Source organism: Pigmentiphaga sp. GD03639 (assembly GCF_029845405.1).
In the GTDB taxonomy this organism is placed as follows: Bacteria; Pseudomonadota; Gammaproteobacteria; order Burkholderiales; family Burkholderiaceae_B; genus Pigmentiphaga; species Pigmentiphaga daeguensis.
Genome location: NZ_JAOCLR010000022.1, coordinates 79,884 through 94,803 on the forward strand (window position 1 = coordinate 79,884; position 14,920 = coordinate 94,803).

The window sequence follows — 14,920 nt, forward strand, 5'->3', positions numbered from 1 at the left end:
TCATGCTGCCCGAAAATTGCAGGGTCGATACGCCGGCCCACGACTCCGTGGTCAAGCCCTTCTGTCTGGGCCACGGCACGCTGGAGTGCTACAGCCTGAAGGCCTCGCGCCGGTTCTACGAAGAATTCCTGGGACTGGAATGCGTGCGCCACGGCAAGCCGGCCATGGCGGTGCGCCTGGCCATGCGCTTCCACATCATCTGCGTGGAGGTCGGCGACCAGGTCCATCCCGCCAACCTGCTCAACCACTGGGGCCTGGACCTGCCCAGCCGCGAGGCCGTGGACCAGGCCCACGCGGACGCCGTGCGCCTGCAGGACAAGTACGGCATCCGCCAGGTATTGCCGGTGCAGGACATGCACGGCGTGTACTCCTTCTACCTCGAGGACCTGGATCACAACTGGTGGGAGCTGCAGTGCTACGACAACGGCTTCCAGCACGACGACCTGTTCGACTTCGGCGACCGCTTCTCGATGGACGACGCCGCCGACATCGGTTCGCTGGAAGAACTCAAGATCCGCAACCAGGGGGACGCATGATCCAGCTCGTGACCTTCCTGCACGACGGCCAGAGCAGGACCGGCCTGCTCCACGAGGGCAACATCTACGCCTCGCCGCGCTATGCCCGCGTGCAGGACGTGCTGGACGACTGGCCCCGCGCCGACGGCAAGCTGGCCATGCTGGCCGGCGACCTGCCCGCCCGCGATCCGGTCCGCGGCGCCACCCTGCTCGCGCCGCACCCCCATCCGCCCACCATCTACTTCGCCGGCGCCAATTACCGCGACCACGTCGAGGAAATGCAGCGCGAGCTGTCCATGCCGCTGGAGATCGACCCCAAGGGCGCGGGCCAGATGCCCTGGCATGCCATCAAGGCCTCGGGCACCACGGTGGTCGGGCCCGAGGCCCGGGTGCGCGTGCCCGGCGGCGCTCCCCTGCTGGACTGGGAGCTGGAACTGGGCGTGATCATCGGCAAGACCGCCAAGGACGTCGACGTCGACGAGGCGATGGACTACGTGGCGGGCTACGTGGTGGCCAACGACCTGTCGGCGCGCGGCCATTTCGGCCGGCCCGGCGTGGCCGAGGGCTCGCCCTTCAAGTGGGACTGGATAGGCCAGAAATCCTTCGACGGCGCCTGCCCGATCGGCCCCGCCATCACGCCCGCGCGCTTCGTGCCCGACCCCATGAACCTGGCCATGAAGCTGTGGGTGAACGACGAACTGATGCAGGATTCGAACACGTCGCGCATGCTGTTCAGCATCGCCGATCAGATCGCCCACCTGAGCTCGCGCCTGACGCTGCTGCCGGGCGACCTGATCCTGACCGGCACGCCGGCCGGCGTGGGCGCCGCGCGCAAGCGCTTCCTGAAACCGGGCGACGTCGTGCGGCAATGGATCGAGCACATCGGCGAATTCCGCTTCACCATCGCGCAATGAACCCGCGCGCGCACGCCCTGCGCTCAGGGCCGGAAGCCGATGCCGTCGATGCAGTCGACCACCTGCGCCCGGAACCACTGGCTGGCCGGATCCTTGTGGAAACGGTCATGCCAGTACAGCGCCACCTCGAAATGGCCCAGCGGCAGCGGCACCGGCTTCACCGCCAGCGGGAAATACTTGCACAGTTCCACCACCAGCGACTCCGGGCAGGTCCAGATCAGGTCCGAGTTCAGCACCAGGTGCGGGGCCGCCAGGTATTGCTGCATGCGCACCTGGATCCGGTCGCGGGCGCCCACCTCGTTCAGCGCCCGCTCCAGCAGGATGTGGCCGCTGCCGGCGTACTCCACCAGCAGGTGCTGCTGGGCCACGAAGCGCTTCTGCGTCAGTTCCTGCCTGGCGATGGGATGGTCCCGCCGCATCAGGCACAGGTATCGCTGCTTGAACAGCACCTTCCGGTGGATGTTGCGCTCGAGCGCCGGCAGGTAGCCCAGCGCGACGTCGATGCGGCCGGTCGACAGGCCCTGCACGGTCTCGTCGATGGGCGCGAACACGACGTTGAGCTTGACGTCTGGCGCGGCCCGGGCGATGCGGGTGAACAGGCTGGGCAGCACCACCACCTCGCCCACGTCGCGCGTGCGTATGGTGAAGGCCCGCCGCGACTGCGCCGCGTCGAACGACGACAACATGCCCGACGTCTTGCGTATCGCGTTCAGCGATTCGAGCAGCGCGGGCGCGATCTCGGCCGCCAGCGCCGTGGGCTCCATGCGGCGGCCGGCCAGCACGAACAGCTTGTCCCGGTACTCCTCGCGCATGCGCTTGAGCGCGCTGCTGACCGCCCCCTGCGTCACGCCCAGGTTCTCGGCGGCCAGGGTCACCGAGCGATCGCGCCACAGCGCCTCGAACACATACAGCAGATTCAGGTCTTTCACGTCGCGGCTCCGGTCGCAACCCAGGAAAAACTATCAATTCCGCTAATAGCCTGGAATCACCGCCGGCCCATGGATGGCGGGCCGGCAGGCGCGGATACTGGCCAACCAACGGCACAACTATAAAGCACGGTGATGCCCGGTCCGCAGGCATGCGGGCATGCCCCAACAGGGGCTGCGGGCAGGACATTCAACAAGGGAGACACACATGCGACGCACTCTGGCATTGACCCTCGGCCTGGCCGCCGCGGCCGCCTGCGGCACGGCGGCGGCCGAACTCAGGATAGGATTCCTGGCCACCCTGTCAGGCCCGTCGGCCGACGTGGGACAGGACCAGTACGACGGCTTCATGCTGGCCATCGAGCAGATGCAGGGAAAACTGGGCGGCGTCGCCACCCGGGTCGTCCGGGAAGACGACCAGATGAAGCCCGAGATCGCGGTCCAGGCGCTGACCAAGCTCCTGGACCGCGACAAGGTGGACGTGGTCACCGGGCTGACCTACGCCAACGTCCTGATAGCCCTGCAGGGGAAGATCGCCGGCACGGACATCCCCTTCATCGGCTCGGTGGCCGGCCCTTCGCCCACGGCCGGTGCGCAGTGCAAGCCCAATCTCTTCATCACCTCGTGGCAGAGCGACGCCACCGCCGAGGCCATGGGCAAGTATCTCCAGGACAAGGGCATCGATCCGATCGCGATCCTCGCGCCGAACTTCCTGGGCTCCAAGGACAAGGTCACCGGGCTGAAGCGTTTCTATCGCGGCAAGATCGCGCAGGAAACCTATACCCCGCTCACCCAGCTCGACTTCTCGGCCGAGCTGTCCGCCACCGGCAACTCGGGCGCCAAGGGGCTGTTCGCCTTCTTCCCGGGCAGCCAGGGCGTCAGCTTCGTGCGCCAGTACCAGCAGTTCGGCATGCTGCAGAAGCTGCCCATGTATTCGGTGCATACCGTCGAGCCCGGCAGCGTGAACGCCATGGGCAAGGCCGGCGTCGGCGCCATCGTGGCCGAATCCTGGCAGCCCGGCGCCGACAACGACGAGTCGCGCCGCTTCGTCGCCGCTTTCGAGAAAAAGTACAAGCGCACGCCGACATCCTATGCGGCGTTCAGCTATGACGCCGCCATGCTGATCGACGCCGCCGTCCGCGCCCGCTCGGGCGACGTGTCCGACCGCCGCGCGCTGGCCGCCGCGCTGCGCGGCGCGCCGTTCAAGTCGGTGCGCGGCCCCTTCCGGTTCAACCGCAACAACTACCCTGTCCAGAACTACCACATCTACCAGGTGGTGGAAGGCACGGGCGGCAAGCCCGCCTTCAAGGTGCTGGTGCCCAACGTGCTGGCCGACCACGAGGACGCCTACGCGCGCGACTGCGCGCTCAAGGCCGAGGGCGCGTGACCATCACGCCGCCGCGCGCGGCACCCCCTAGTGGTGCCGCCAGTACCCTTGCAGGTCCTCGGCCACCGGCATCGCCGCCAGCAGGCCCAGCAGCACCGCCAGCGGCACGGTGGACACGAAGCCGAAATAGGCGAACGACAGCGCGCCGCCCACGCCGCCGGCGAAGAACAGTCCCACCAGCATGCTCAGCACGCGCAGTTTGGCGCGGTCGGCCCGCACGAAATGCCCCGGATCGGCCTCGCGCGAGACGTTCCAGTAGAACAGCTTGCCCAGCTCGATGCCGATGTCGGTCACCATGCCCGTGACGTGGGTGGTGCGGATCTCGGCGCGCGAGATCTTGGTGATGATGGCGTTCTGCAAGCCCATGATGAAGCACAGCAGCATGACGGTCGCGGGCACCGCCAGCCAGCGGAACTGCTCGATGTTGCCGCCCAGCAGGCCGAAGCACAGCAGGAGCCCGGCCTCCAGCAGCAGCGGCAGCGCATACTCGCTGGCCAGGCGCGAGCGGCGGCCGAAGTTGATCAGCACCGCCGAGGTCGCGGCCCCCAGCACGAAGAAAAGCAGCGCGGCCAGCCCCTGCAGGAAGAAGGCGATGCCGCCCAGGGCCAGGTGATCGGCCATGGACGACAGGATGCCGGACATGTGGGAGGTGTACTGCTGCACCGCCAGGAAACCGCCCGCGTTCACCGCGCCGGCGACGAAGGCCAGGAAATAGGCGAGATGGCGGTTGGCCTGGGGCGTGCGTTCGACGGCGGTCAGTCTGCGTAGGTAGAACAGGGGCATGGCGCGGGCATTCCGGGAACGGCGGCGGCGCATGGGCCAGCAGAGGCCGCGCCGGGCGACCCGCCAAGCATAGACGTTTTCCCGCGCCCTGCGGAAGCCGGCTTCAGTCCGGCTTGCCCTTGCCGCCCTTCTTCGGCGCCTCGGCGCGCGCAGCGGCTCCCAGCAACAGGTCGGCGCCGCTCATGCGCTCCATCCACGACAGGGTATCGGCATACGACAGGAAATGCCGCAGGTATCCCGGCGCCAGGTCGTGCATCAGCATCAGCGATTGGTGGACGAGATGCAGCGAATTCAGCGGCCCGGCGTTCTCGGGCACGTTCTCCAGGGCCTGCCGCAATTCCCGGCCCACGCGCAGCTCGGCCCACAGGCCACGGAAGTAGTCCAGCACCGCCATGTCGCCGGCGGCATCCTGAAGCGCGGCGCCGTTCGCGGACAGGAGATCCACCAGCGTGGTCAGGCCGTCGGCGGCCACGGGCGCCGCCACGGCCTCGCTCGCATCCGCGGCCTGCGCCACGTCGCGGGCATAGTCCTCCAGTGCGGCGGCCAGCTTCTCGTCCAGGACGCGGCGCGCCTCGCCCTCGTGGCCGGATGCCCGCCGCGCCAGCGCCTCGATGAAATGGAAACGCAGCGGGTCGACGCGATCGGCTCCCTGCCCCCGCCAGGCATCGAGCAGCGCCGCCGCCTCGGTAACGACGTCCTTACTCACGGCGCTGGGAAGACCGGGGCATGGGCGCGATCTCCACGCGCCGGTTGCGCGAACGGCCGTCCTCGTCGGCGTTGGGCGCCACCGGCTGCTCGGCGCCGAAGGCCGCGGCAAATACCGAAGACGAAGGGATGCCCTCGTCGATCAGGGCGCGCGTGACCGTCAGCGCCCGCTGCGCCGACAGTTCCCAGTTGTCGGCGAAGCGGCGGTTGCCCTCGCGGATCTGCCTGTCGTCGGTGAACCCGCTCACCATGATGATCTCGTCGCGGGCCTTCAGGTAGGCGCCCAGCGGCCCCACCAGGCTCTTGAGCAACTGCTGGCCCTCGGGCTGCAGGGCGTCGGAGTTCAACGCGAACAGCACGTTGCCGCTGATGCCGATGCGACCATCGACCAGCGTCACCCGTCCCGCGGCCAGCGGTCCGGCCAGCGCCTGCTCCAGGGCCTGCCGCCGCTGCGCCTCGCCCTGCCTGCGCTGCACCTCTTCCTCGAGCTTGGTGGACAGCTCCAGTTGCGTGCCGATCACGCCCACCAGGAGCAGCACGAAGGCCCCCAGCATGACCGACATCAGGTCGCCGAACACCGCCCAGACGGGCGATGCCGGCTCGACGTTGGATTCGATATCGTCGGCCATCAGGTCGCGTCGCCCACCGGCGCCCGTTGCGTGTCGAGCTGCCGCAGCTCCTCGACGATCTGTTTCTGCGACATCATGCTCAGGTCGATCACGTCCTTGGCCTGCGCCACGTAGTAGGCAAGCTGCTCGTCGCTACGGGCGATGGCCTTGTCCAGCGCGCCCTCGATGCCGCGCAGCTGCTCCATCAGCTTGTCGCTGGACTCGCCGAACAGCTTGACCGCCTGGCCCAGCGCCTCGCCCAGGCTGGCCACCTCGACGGCGCTGCCGGTGACCTGCGCGGCCACGGACTCCAGCTTGTCGGTCTCGGCGCCGACCTGCTCGGTGAAGCGCGTCCCCACCCGTTCCAGCATCTCGGCCGACGCCGCCACCAGCGCATCGACCGCCTCCCGCTGTTCGGTGCTGGCGTGGTTGACGGTGTCCAGCAGGCTGCCCACCGTCTGCAGCAGGCGCTCGCGCTCTTCCAGCATCGCGTTGTCGCGGGTCATGCCGTCGGACAATTGCTGCCGCAGTTCGCCGATGATCCGGGCCGCCGCCAGCGGGGCTTCCGAGGCTGCCTGCACCAGCCGCTCGATCTCGGCGATGGTGGCGCGCGCATGGGCCTGGGACTCGGCCGTCATCTCGCCCGCCGTCCGCGCCAGCGTCTCGCAGACTTCCTGTTGCCGGCCCGCGATCCGCTCGCCGGCCTCGCGCCATTCCTGGCTGAGCGACCCGGCCAGGGCCTCCAGGGCGCCGGTCCATGCCGCCTGCCGCGCCTCGTCGCGCGCGGCCAGCTCGGACCTCAGCTCGCCATGGGCCTGTCCCACCGTGTCCAGCAGCGAAACCGCGTGGCGCTCGAAGGTGGCCGCGGCCTCGGCCAGCGCCTGGCGCGTGTCGCCGGACAACTGCTCGCTGACCTGTCCATGCCGCGCGAGCGCCTCGTTCCAGGCGCCCGATACGTTCTGGACCGTGGCCTCGAGCTGGCCGGCCACGCGCTCCACCAGGCTGGCCGCCCCTTGCTCGAAAGTGGCCGCGAAACGCTCGAAGGACGCACGCATGTCGCCGGCCAGGGCCTCGCCCGTGCGCCGGTGCTCGTCCAGCGCCATGCTCCAGGCACCGGACACCGTCCCGGCCGTGGCATCCAGCCGGGCGGCGATCCCGTCCACCAGCCCCGCCGAACGCTGCTCGAAATCCCCCGCCAGCCGCTCGAAGGACGCACGGACGTCGCCGGCCAGCGCCTCGCTGGTACGCTGGTGCCCCGCCAGCGCCGCATTCCAAGCCTGCGACACCTGGCCGGCCACGCCCTCCAGCCGCGCGGCCACGGTTTCCACCATCTCGGTCGAACGCCGGGCGAAGGCCTGCGCGACGCCGTCGAAGGTGGCGCGCAGTTCGCCCGACAGGGTCTCGCTGGTCTGCTGGTGTGCCGCCAGCGCCGTCCCCCAGGTCGACGACACCTTGTCCACCGACGCTTCCAGGCGGGTGGACATGCCGTCGACCAGGCTGGCCGAGCGCTGCTCGAAAGTCCGGGCGAATCCGTCCAGCGCCGCGCGCAGGTCGCCGGCCAGCGCGTCGCTGGTCCGCCGGTGCTCGCCCAGCGCGGTGCTCCAGGTATCGGCCACCGTGGCGGTGCTGGCTTCGAAGCGGCTGGACAGCGTGTCCAGCTGCCGCTGCACCGCCTGCGTGACCGTCTGGTGCAGGCTGGCCGTCTCGCGCGCCAGGCCGGCCATCGCGGACTCGACCACCGGCTGGATCGTGGCGCCGGCCACCCGCGCGCTGTCGGCCAGGCTTTCCTTCAGACTTTGCTCCACCGAACCGGCCAGGCGCCGGTACTCGGCCTCCACCCGGCCGTGGAAGCTTTCCTGCCCGGCGGCCAGGCGCTCGCCCAGGGCCTCGTTGTGTTTGGCCACGGACTCCGCCAGTGCCTGCAGCCGGTCGACCAGCGCCGGCATCAGCTCCGCCTGCCGCTGCAACAGCTTGAACGACTCCTCGCGCTGGTGGGCCAGCGAATACGGCCGCAGCACCGTCGCGATGCGCGTATCCAGCGCCTGCGCCGCCTGCAGGCGCTCGCGCCGGCACAACGAGGCCAGCAGCCCCAGCATGGCCGATGCCGCCACGCCGGCCACCGACGTCCCGAACGCGAAGCCCAGTCCCTTGACCGGCGCCGCCAGCGACGCCCGGATCGCCTGCAGGTCGGTCGCGCTCTCCAGCGCCACCCCCGTGCCACGCAGCGTCGCCACCATGCCCAGGAACGTACCCAGCATGCCCAGCAGCACCAGCAGTCCGGCCAGGTACGGTGTCAGCGCCGGGCCCGGCAGCCCCACCCTTTCGCCCTCGACGCGCAGCCGGACGGCGTTGCGCAGCGAGGGGTGCACTTGCTCCAGCCACGTCCCCAGGCTGGATGGCGGGGACGACAGGTCGGCCGTGGCCCGCGCCAGCGAGGACGTCGCCTCGTGGAAGCGCCGCAGTTCCAGCCCGCCCAGCACGTAGAACGCGGCGATCAGCAGGATCACCGCCAGCGCCAGCAGGTTCGAGCCGACATAGCCCACGCCCACCCAGCCCACGACGGCCAGAGCCACGAAGAAAACCACGAAAGGAAGATATCTGCTCATCTAGGACGAATCAGCTTGCGCGAAGGGCCGCCAGCAGCCCCTCGACCGGTTGAAATCGGAAATCCAGTTCGGCCAGCAGGACGCCCCGCATGTCCGCGCGGAAGGTGTCCAGCCAGGGGCCGGGATCGTTGCTGGCCGGCGCGCCGGCCTCCTGCGTCTTCTCGGCGGGATCCCGGCCCGCCTTGCGCAGGCGCAGGAAATGGCCTTCCAGCAGGCCGGGCACCGAGGCCAACAGGTTGCGCTCCTGCGTGCCCAGCACCCGCTCCATGACGGCGTCCACGGCCGCCAGCCGCGCCATGTCGGGCGACCCGGCGGCCAGCATGGCGCGCAACCGGCCGCGCAGGGCCGCGATGCCGGTCTCCATCTGCTGCTGCTTGGCCAGGTAGCGCTGGCGGTAGCGGGAAAAATCGGTGTCGTCGTCCGGATCGACCAGAAGCGCCGGATCGCGACGATGGCGGCTGCGCACCGGGCGCAGCACCCTGTCCTGCTCGATGGCCTGGGCCAGTTCGTCCCGCACCCGCACGCAGTCCTCCCGCGCGGCCGTATCGCAGGCAGGCGTGCTGGCGGACGCCGCTTTCGCGTTGCCGCTCAGCACCGCGGACAGCGCGATGGCATCGGTCCAGCCGAGCCACAGGCTCAGCCGGTCGGCAAGCGGCTGCCGGGGGGTGGGAACGTGGGCGTGCGCCAGGCGGGCAAGCAGGCGGACGAAAGCCGGACCGCTGGCGCCTGTGCGCCCGGACATGTGCGCCATGGGACCGGACGGGCAAAAGCCGGAAGTTTACACGGCCGGCCGCCCGGCAAACCGCCTGGGGCAACGGGAACAGAAGTGGTTACATCTGCATTGACAGAGCGGGAACAGGCCCTAGTCGGCCACTTCGATCTTCCGGTAGACCTTGAACCCCTGGCTGCGCACCGTCGACACCGGCAATTCCAGCCCGCACGCCTGTTCCACCTTGCGCCGCAGACGGCGCATCTGCGTATCCAGGCGGCGCTGGTCGTAGTCCAGGAAGTTCTCGTCCAGCGCCTGCACGATGGCCTTGCGCGTCACGCACTCGCCGGTGCCGTTGGCCAGGGCGCGCAGCACCTTGTAGTCCTGCGCCGATAGCGGGATCGGCCCGAATCCGGGCGGGGTAAGGCTGGGCGGCGCCGAGGAAAGCCGCCATGTCTCCCCTGCCGCCGCCGGCTTCAGGCGCTCGTCCGGCAGTACCTCGTCGCGGGCGGAAATGTCGCGCGCCACCGCCACGCGATGCGTCTTGTCGTCCGACAGCCGCGCCGACCACATGATGTGGGCCACGCTGCCGTCCTTGCGGACATAGCGGTTTTCGAAATAGCGCTGGAGATAGCCGGCCTCGATGCGCTGGACCGCCTGCAGCGTGCGGGCGCGGTCATCGGGATGGACGAACTCGATCATGCGGCGGCCCAGCATTTCCTCGGGCTTGTAGCCGAAGATGCTCTCGCCCGCCCCCGTGATCGACAGGAAACGGCCGTCATGGTCCACGACGCAGATGGCATCGAGCAGCAGGTCCAGGACTTCGGCGGGCGGCAGCTTGGCCATGGGTCATTCGGGCAATGGTTCGTCAAAGCAGCTTTGCAGAATACCCCTGCTTTGTTAGCAGAGACACCGCCTTCTTGTCGAACGACACAAAGGTTTCCGCGCCGAGCCACGTTCCGTCATAGGCAATTACCCCATCGGCAAAATCGCCGCCGGCCTCCAGCAACGCCAGGCCGGCCTCGGCCGCAGGACGATTGACAACGACGTTGTTCGTGCTCAAAAGCGCGCGGATCGCCACGGCGATATCCGCGCGGTCCACCTCATACCGACCGCGCAACACCCAAACGACTTCGCACAGCGTCTGGAGGCTCACCGCCACCATGTCAGCGGTTTCCAGTAGCTCGATGGCCCGGGTCGTTTGGGCTTCGTCATCGTCAACGATGCTGCGAAGGATGATGTTCGTGTCGGCGGTAACTTTCATTGCCCATCGGCCTTCATGGCACCTTCCGCTATCGCATCGTTGATGTCCTCGATGCTTAGCTTGGCGCCGTTGGTCTTGCCTTTCAGGATGCCGCGCAATTCCCGGAAGGATCCTTTCCGCTCCGCGGCTTTCAAGGAGGCCCGATTATCCGGCAGCAGATCCAGTTCGATCTTGTCGCCCGGCTTGATCCCAAGGTGTTGCAAGACTTCCTTCCGGAAGGTGACTTGGCCCCGGGCGGTCACGGTCAATATGCTCATGGCTTACCTCCATTACCCGGTCATTGTAATGCAATTTTGCATTACATGAAAGATAAATGGAAGGTAGTCGGAGAACTCAACCCAGGTACTTCTGCCGGATCGACCCCACGTGCGCTTCCATCGTCCGCACGGCCCCGTCGCGGTCGCCGCGCCGGATGCAGTCCAGCAGATCCTCCAGCTCCGCCACGTTCGCGCGCTCGCCCGCATCCACCTTGGGGCGGAACCACAGCAGCATGGAACGATCGAGCAACAGCGCCGCGAAATCCGACAAGGTGCGGTTGTCCGCCGTGTCGTACAACAAATGATGGAAACGCCGGTCGACCTCCATGCCGCCCGCGTGGTCCTTCTGGCGGTAGCGTTCCCAGCCGGCGTCCACCAGTTCCTGCAACTGCTCCACGATCTCCGGACGCATGCGATCCACCGCCAGCCCCGTCAGGAAAGGCTCGATCAACTGCCGCGCCGCGATCAGTTCCAGGAAACCGTCCAGGGTCTCGGCCTTCACCAGCAGCCCCTTGCGCGGAAGGATCTCCACCAGCCCCTCGCGCGCCAGCCGGTGCGTGGCCAGGTGGATGGGACTGCGGCCCAGGCCCAGCCGCTGGCACAACTGCGCGACATTGACGTGCTCGCCCGGCCGCAGCTCGTGCGACAGGATCATCCGCTTGACCGCCACGTAGGCCTGCTCGCCCAGCGAGGGCGAGCCACCGGCATGTTCATCGCCGTCGCGGGCGGCGGCAATACGCGAGGTCTTCGAAGGTCTGGGCATGCGGATGGATGAAGCGTGGCAAGTGCGCCCGCGATTGTAGCCTCGCGGGCGCCCCGCCTCGGCTCATTCCGGCTTGAGTCCCGCCTTCTCCACCGCCACGCGGTACTGGTCCGACTGCTGCTGCAGGAAACGCGCGAACTCGGCCGGGGCCGAGGGCTTGGCCTCCATGCCTTGCTGCTGCAGCGTCTTCTGCACCTCCGGGTCCTTCAAGGCCTGGGCGAACAGGTCATGCAGACGTTCCACCCGGTCCTGCGCCACGCCGGCGCGGGTCAGCAGGCCCATCCAGGTTTCCGACGAGAACCCCTCCAATCCGGCCTGGGCGAAAGTCGGCACCCCGGGCAGCGCGGCCGAGCGGCTCGCCCCCGACACCGCCAGCGCCTTCAGCTTGCCCGCCGCGATGTGCGGCGCCACCACGCCCACGTCGCCCAGCGTCGCGTCCACCTCGCCCGACAGCACCGCCATCGTGGCCGGCGCCGAGCCCTTGTAAGGCACGTGCAGCATCTCCACGCCCGCGCGCTGCTTGAACAGCTCGAAGCCCAGGTGGCCCGACGAGCCATTGCCGAAGGACGAAAAACTCGCCTTGCCCTGCTGCGCCTTCGTCCAGTCGATGAACCCCTTCAGGTCCTGGGCGGGCACCTTGGACGAGACCACCAACACATGCGGATTCGAGGCCAGCGCCGTCACCGGCTGGAAATCCTTGCGCGTATCGAACGGCAGGTTCTTGATCAGATAGGGATTGATGACGAAGCTCGCCGCCATCATCAGCACAGTCTGCCCATCCGCCGGCTTGGCCAGCAGCGCCTGCGTGCCGATGACGGTGCCGCCGCCGGGACGATTCTCCACCACCACCGACACTCCCGCCGCTTTGCCCACCACCTGGGCCAGCGCGCGTGCCAGGGCATCGGACGATCCGCCCGCGGCATAGGGCACGATCAGCGTCAGCGGCTGCGAGGGAAACGACTGCGCCATCGGGGCAGTGGATGCCAACGACAACGCCAGACCCAACACGAGTTTCTTCATGATCAGCCCCCCGCGCCCAGTCTGGCCTGGCCCTGGATCTCGACCAGGATTTCCGGCTTGGCCAGCCCCTTCACCTCGACCAGCGCGCAGGCCGGAAAATCGCCCGTGAAAAACTCGCGGCGCGCCTTCCACACCCCCTGGTTGCCCGACATGCGCGTCACGAACACCGTCAGCGTGACCACGTCGTCGATCTTGCCGCCCGCCGCTTCCACCAGATGCTTGATCTTGGCGAAGATGAACTGCGATTGCTCGTACTCGTCGCTGCCCTGGATGGTTTCGCCGTCGTTGGCGCGAGAGGTCAGGCCCGACAGGTAGAGAGTGTCGCCCACTTGCAGGCAGTTGGACCAAAGGCCGGGGGCGGCTTCGGCGACGTGGGGGGTGGTGATGCGCTGCTTGCGTGGCATGAAGGGCACTCCTTGTGAAATATTTGTGATATTTCACAATCATTCCACAAAAACCCAGCCACCGCTACCCGGTCATGCATATGTCGCAGCGGCATGCCTGGCCGCCTGGCCGATCACTCCCCGGAACCACTGGTGGAAGGCGCTGCGCTGGGTACGCTCGTGCCAGTACAAGGCATTGCTGACACGCGGCAAACGGCCCGGGAAATCAACCATCCGCACCGGAAATGCCTCCTGTATCTTCAGCGCCATGCGACGCGGCACCGTGGCGACGGCATCGGACACCATCAGCGTGCCGAGCAGTGCCATCAACCCTTGGGCATGGATGCAGACCGCCAGACTCTGGCCATGCTGCTTGATGAACTCGTCGATCACCCGGCCCGAGGTGGTACGGCCGCTTCCCAGCAGCCGCACGTGCGGCAAGGCCACGTAGGCCGGCAGTGCCAACGGCGCGGCCAGCGCCCGGTTGCTGGGCCCGCCGATCACCACCACGTCGTCATCGAACAACGGCATCGCCCGCACCGAGGGCTGGGGATCGCGCACCCACCCCAGCCGGAAGTCCACGTCGCCCGCGGCCAGCAGCGCATCGATGCGCCGCTGGTCGGGCGAACGTATGCTCAACGCGACGCTCGGCGCATCGCGCCGCAGCACCGTGGCGATGGTCGGCAGCAGCAACTGCTCCAGGTACTCCGGGGCGGTCAGCACCACCTCGCGCTGCTCGCGCGAAGGGTCGAAATCCTGCTGCGAGGCCTGGATATGCGCGACCTCCTCCAGGAAACGCCTGATCTCGCGCTCCAGGGCCAACGCCTTTTCCGTCGGCTGCATGCCTTGCGGACTGCGCACCAGCAGCGGATCGCCGAAGGTCTTGCGCAGCTTGTTCAGCGCCTGCGTGATGGCCGGCTGCGAGACGCCCACCACCAGCGATGTGGCCGTCACGCCGCGTTCGGCCATCAACGTCAGGAAAATCTGCAAGCTGCGGAAATCGACATTGGCCAACGGATGCATACGAACTCCCCGTAATGAACAAGCTCCGTCCCGGGCTTGCGCCCATTAGGCACGGCTTATTTTCTTCATAAGCGCCGCCCCGCCGACACCCCGTCCGACGGCGCGTAGCATCCCTGCCCAACACCAGAACAGGAGACAGCGATGAAATCGATATGGATGCTGGGCGCCCTGTTGACGGCCTGTTCCACGCTTGCGGCCGCCAGAGATACCAACAGCTACCCGGCCAAGTCCGTCAAGCTGATCTTGCCCTTCCCCACCGGCGCCACCTTCGTCGTCGGCCAGATGCTGGCCGAGCGGCTGACACAGGAACTGGGCCAGCCCGTCGTGGTGGAAAACAAGTCCGGCGCCGGCGGACGCATCGCCATGGAACACGTCGCCAAGTCCCAGCCCGACGGTTATACCCTGCTGCTGACCTCGCCCACACTGACGATTACCCCCGCCATCAACCAGAGCCTGCGCTTCGACCCCTTGGCCGATCTGGCACCCGTGGCCATGGTCGCCGAGGTGCCCAACGTATTCGTGGTCAATCCACAGAAATTCGGCCAGGACGACTTTTCCGCCCTGCGCGCACGGCTAACCGCCCATCCGGGCCGGTTCAGCTACGGCTCCGGCGGCGCCGGATCATCCAACCACCTTGCCTTCGAGAAATTCAAGGCATTGACCGGCACCGACATCCTGCACGTCCCCTACCAGGGCGCCTCGCAGGCGGTGACCTCGGCGGTGGGCGGACAGATCGACATGGTGATCAACGGCCTGCCCAGCTCCGTGCCGCTCATCAAGGGCCAGCAACTCAAAGCCATGTTCGTGCTGACCCGGGAACGCCAGCCCCTGCTGCCCGACACCCCGTCGGCGGTCGAAGTCGGCCTGCCCGACATGGTCGTGACCACCTGGTACGGCGTGCTCGCGCCACGAGACACGCCATCGCCCATCGTCGACAAGATCTCCGCCGCCATCAAACGCGGATTCTCGGCCGCCGGGGTCCGCAAGCGCCTGGCGGACAACGGCATCGAAGTCGTCTATGTCAATCCGCGCGACTTCTCCGCCTTCATCAAACAGG

17 protein-coding genes are annotated in these 14,920 nt (G+C 68.0%); 4 read left to right on the plus strand and 13 right to left on the minus strand.

Translation table 11 applies throughout. The features are described from left to right. Positions 1-2 precede the first annotated feature (2 nt). Both N5K27_RS20630 and N5K27_RS20635 read left to right on the plus strand, forming a co-directional pair. Entirely contained in the window at positions 3-536 is a 534-nt protein-coding gene (locus N5K27_RS20630; protein WP_087841196.1) for a VOC family protein, read from the plus strand. Continuing rightward, entirely contained in the window at positions 533-1,429 is an 897-nt protein-coding gene (locus N5K27_RS20635; protein ID WP_279818445.1) for a fumarylacetoacetate hydrolase family protein, read from the plus strand. Before N5K27_RS20630 ends, N5K27_RS20635 begins: the two co-directional genes overlap by 4 nt. 23 nt (positions 1,430-1,452) lie before the next feature. Here the strand turns inward: N5K27_RS20635 and N5K27_RS20640 are convergent, their stop codons facing one another. After that, positions 1,453-2,358, minus strand: a complete 906-nt coding sequence (locus N5K27_RS20640) for a LysR family transcriptional regulator (protein WP_279818446.1) — start codon at positions 2,356-2,358, stop codon at positions 1,453-1,455. Between the two features lie 205 nt (positions 2,359-2,563). Between N5K27_RS20640 and N5K27_RS20645 the strand changes: the two genes are divergently transcribed. Beyond that, positions 2,564-3,742, plus strand: coding sequence for an ABC transporter substrate-binding protein (locus N5K27_RS20645; protein WP_279818447.1), 1,179 nt, complete (start codon positions 2,564-2,566; stop codon positions 3,740-3,742). 27 nt (positions 3,743-3,769) lie between these two features. Here N5K27_RS20645 and N5K27_RS20650 read toward each other — a convergent pair whose 3' ends face one another. From N5K27_RS20650 to N5K27_RS20705, 12 genes are all read right to left on the minus strand, one after another. Beyond that, positions 3,770-4,525, minus strand: a complete 756-nt coding sequence (locus tag N5K27_RS20650) for a YoaK family protein (RefSeq protein WP_132980309.1) — start codon at positions 4,523-4,525, stop codon at positions 3,770-3,772. Between the two features lie 103 nt (positions 4,526-4,628). After that, positions 4,629-5,231 (minus strand): DUF2894 domain-containing protein, encoded by a 603-nt coding sequence (locus N5K27_RS20655; protein ID WP_279818450.1) that lies wholly within the window; start codon positions 5,229-5,231, stop codon positions 4,629-4,631. Then, positions 5,224-5,859 carry an OmpA family protein gene (locus N5K27_RS20660; protein WP_279818452.1) on the minus strand — a complete coding sequence of 212 codons (636 nt, stop codon included), beginning with the start codon at positions 5,857-5,859 and terminating at the stop codon, positions 5,224-5,226. Before N5K27_RS20660 ends, N5K27_RS20655 begins: the two co-directional genes overlap by 8 nt. Next, a complete protein-coding gene (locus tag N5K27_RS20665) occupies positions 5,859-8,444 on the minus strand; it encodes a DUF802 domain-containing protein (RefSeq protein WP_279818453.1) in 2,586 nt (861 codons plus the stop codon). Before N5K27_RS20665 ends, N5K27_RS20660 begins: the two co-directional genes overlap by 1 nt. 10 nt (positions 8,445-8,454) lie before the next feature. Further along, positions 8,455-9,195, minus strand: a complete 741-nt coding sequence (locus N5K27_RS20670; RefSeq protein ID WP_279818454.1) for a DUF3348 domain-containing protein — start codon at positions 9,193-9,195, stop codon at positions 8,455-8,457. 111 nt (positions 9,196-9,306) lie between these two features. Further along, positions 9,307-9,999 carry a PAS domain S-box protein gene (locus N5K27_RS20675; protein ID WP_087841187.1) on the minus strand — a complete coding sequence of 231 codons (693 nt, stop codon included), beginning with the start codon at positions 9,997-9,999 and terminating at the stop codon, positions 9,307-9,309. Between the two features lie 22 nt (positions 10,000-10,021). Next, the gene (locus tag N5K27_RS20680) at positions 10,022-10,417 is read right to left on the minus strand and encodes a type II toxin-antitoxin system VapC family toxin (RefSeq protein ID WP_087841186.1); all 396 of its coding nucleotides are present in this window, start codon (positions 10,415-10,417) and stop codon (positions 10,022-10,024) included. Beyond that, positions 10,414-10,674 (minus strand): AbrB/MazE/SpoVT family DNA-binding domain-containing protein, encoded by a 261-nt coding sequence (locus N5K27_RS20685; protein WP_087841185.1) that lies wholly within the window; start codon positions 10,672-10,674, stop codon positions 10,414-10,416. The genes N5K27_RS20680 and N5K27_RS20685 overlap by 4 nt, the downstream gene beginning before the upstream one ends. A gap of 76 nt (positions 10,675-10,750) precedes the next feature. After that, on the minus strand, positions 10,751-11,437 hold the full coding sequence (locus N5K27_RS20690; protein ID WP_279818456.1) for a GntR family transcriptional regulator: 687 nt from the start codon (positions 11,435-11,437) through the stop codon (positions 10,751-10,753). Between the two features lie 63 nt (positions 11,438-11,500). Then, the gene (locus N5K27_RS20695) at positions 11,501-12,457 is read right to left on the minus strand and encodes a tripartite tricarboxylate transporter substrate binding protein (RefSeq protein ID WP_087841183.1); all 957 of its coding nucleotides are present in this window, start codon (positions 12,455-12,457) and stop codon (positions 11,501-11,503) included. Positions 12,458-12,459: 2 nt separating this feature from the next. Continuing rightward, on the minus strand, positions 12,460-12,861 hold the full coding sequence (locus tag N5K27_RS20700) for a RidA family protein (protein WP_087841182.1): 402 nt from the start codon (positions 12,859-12,861) through the stop codon (positions 12,460-12,462). 72 nt (positions 12,862-12,933) lie between these two features. Next, positions 12,934-13,863 carry a LysR family transcriptional regulator gene (locus N5K27_RS20705; protein ID WP_279818458.1) on the minus strand — a complete coding sequence of 310 codons (930 nt, stop codon included), beginning with the start codon at positions 13,861-13,863 and terminating at the stop codon, positions 12,934-12,936. 141 nt (positions 13,864-14,004) lie between these two features. On the opposite strand from N5K27_RS20705, the gene N5K27_RS20710 reads away from it, so the two are divergent. Further along, a partial coding sequence (locus tag N5K27_RS20710; protein WP_279818460.1) for a tripartite tricarboxylate transporter substrate-binding protein occupies positions 14,005-14,920 on the plus strand: 916 nt, incomplete at its 3' end.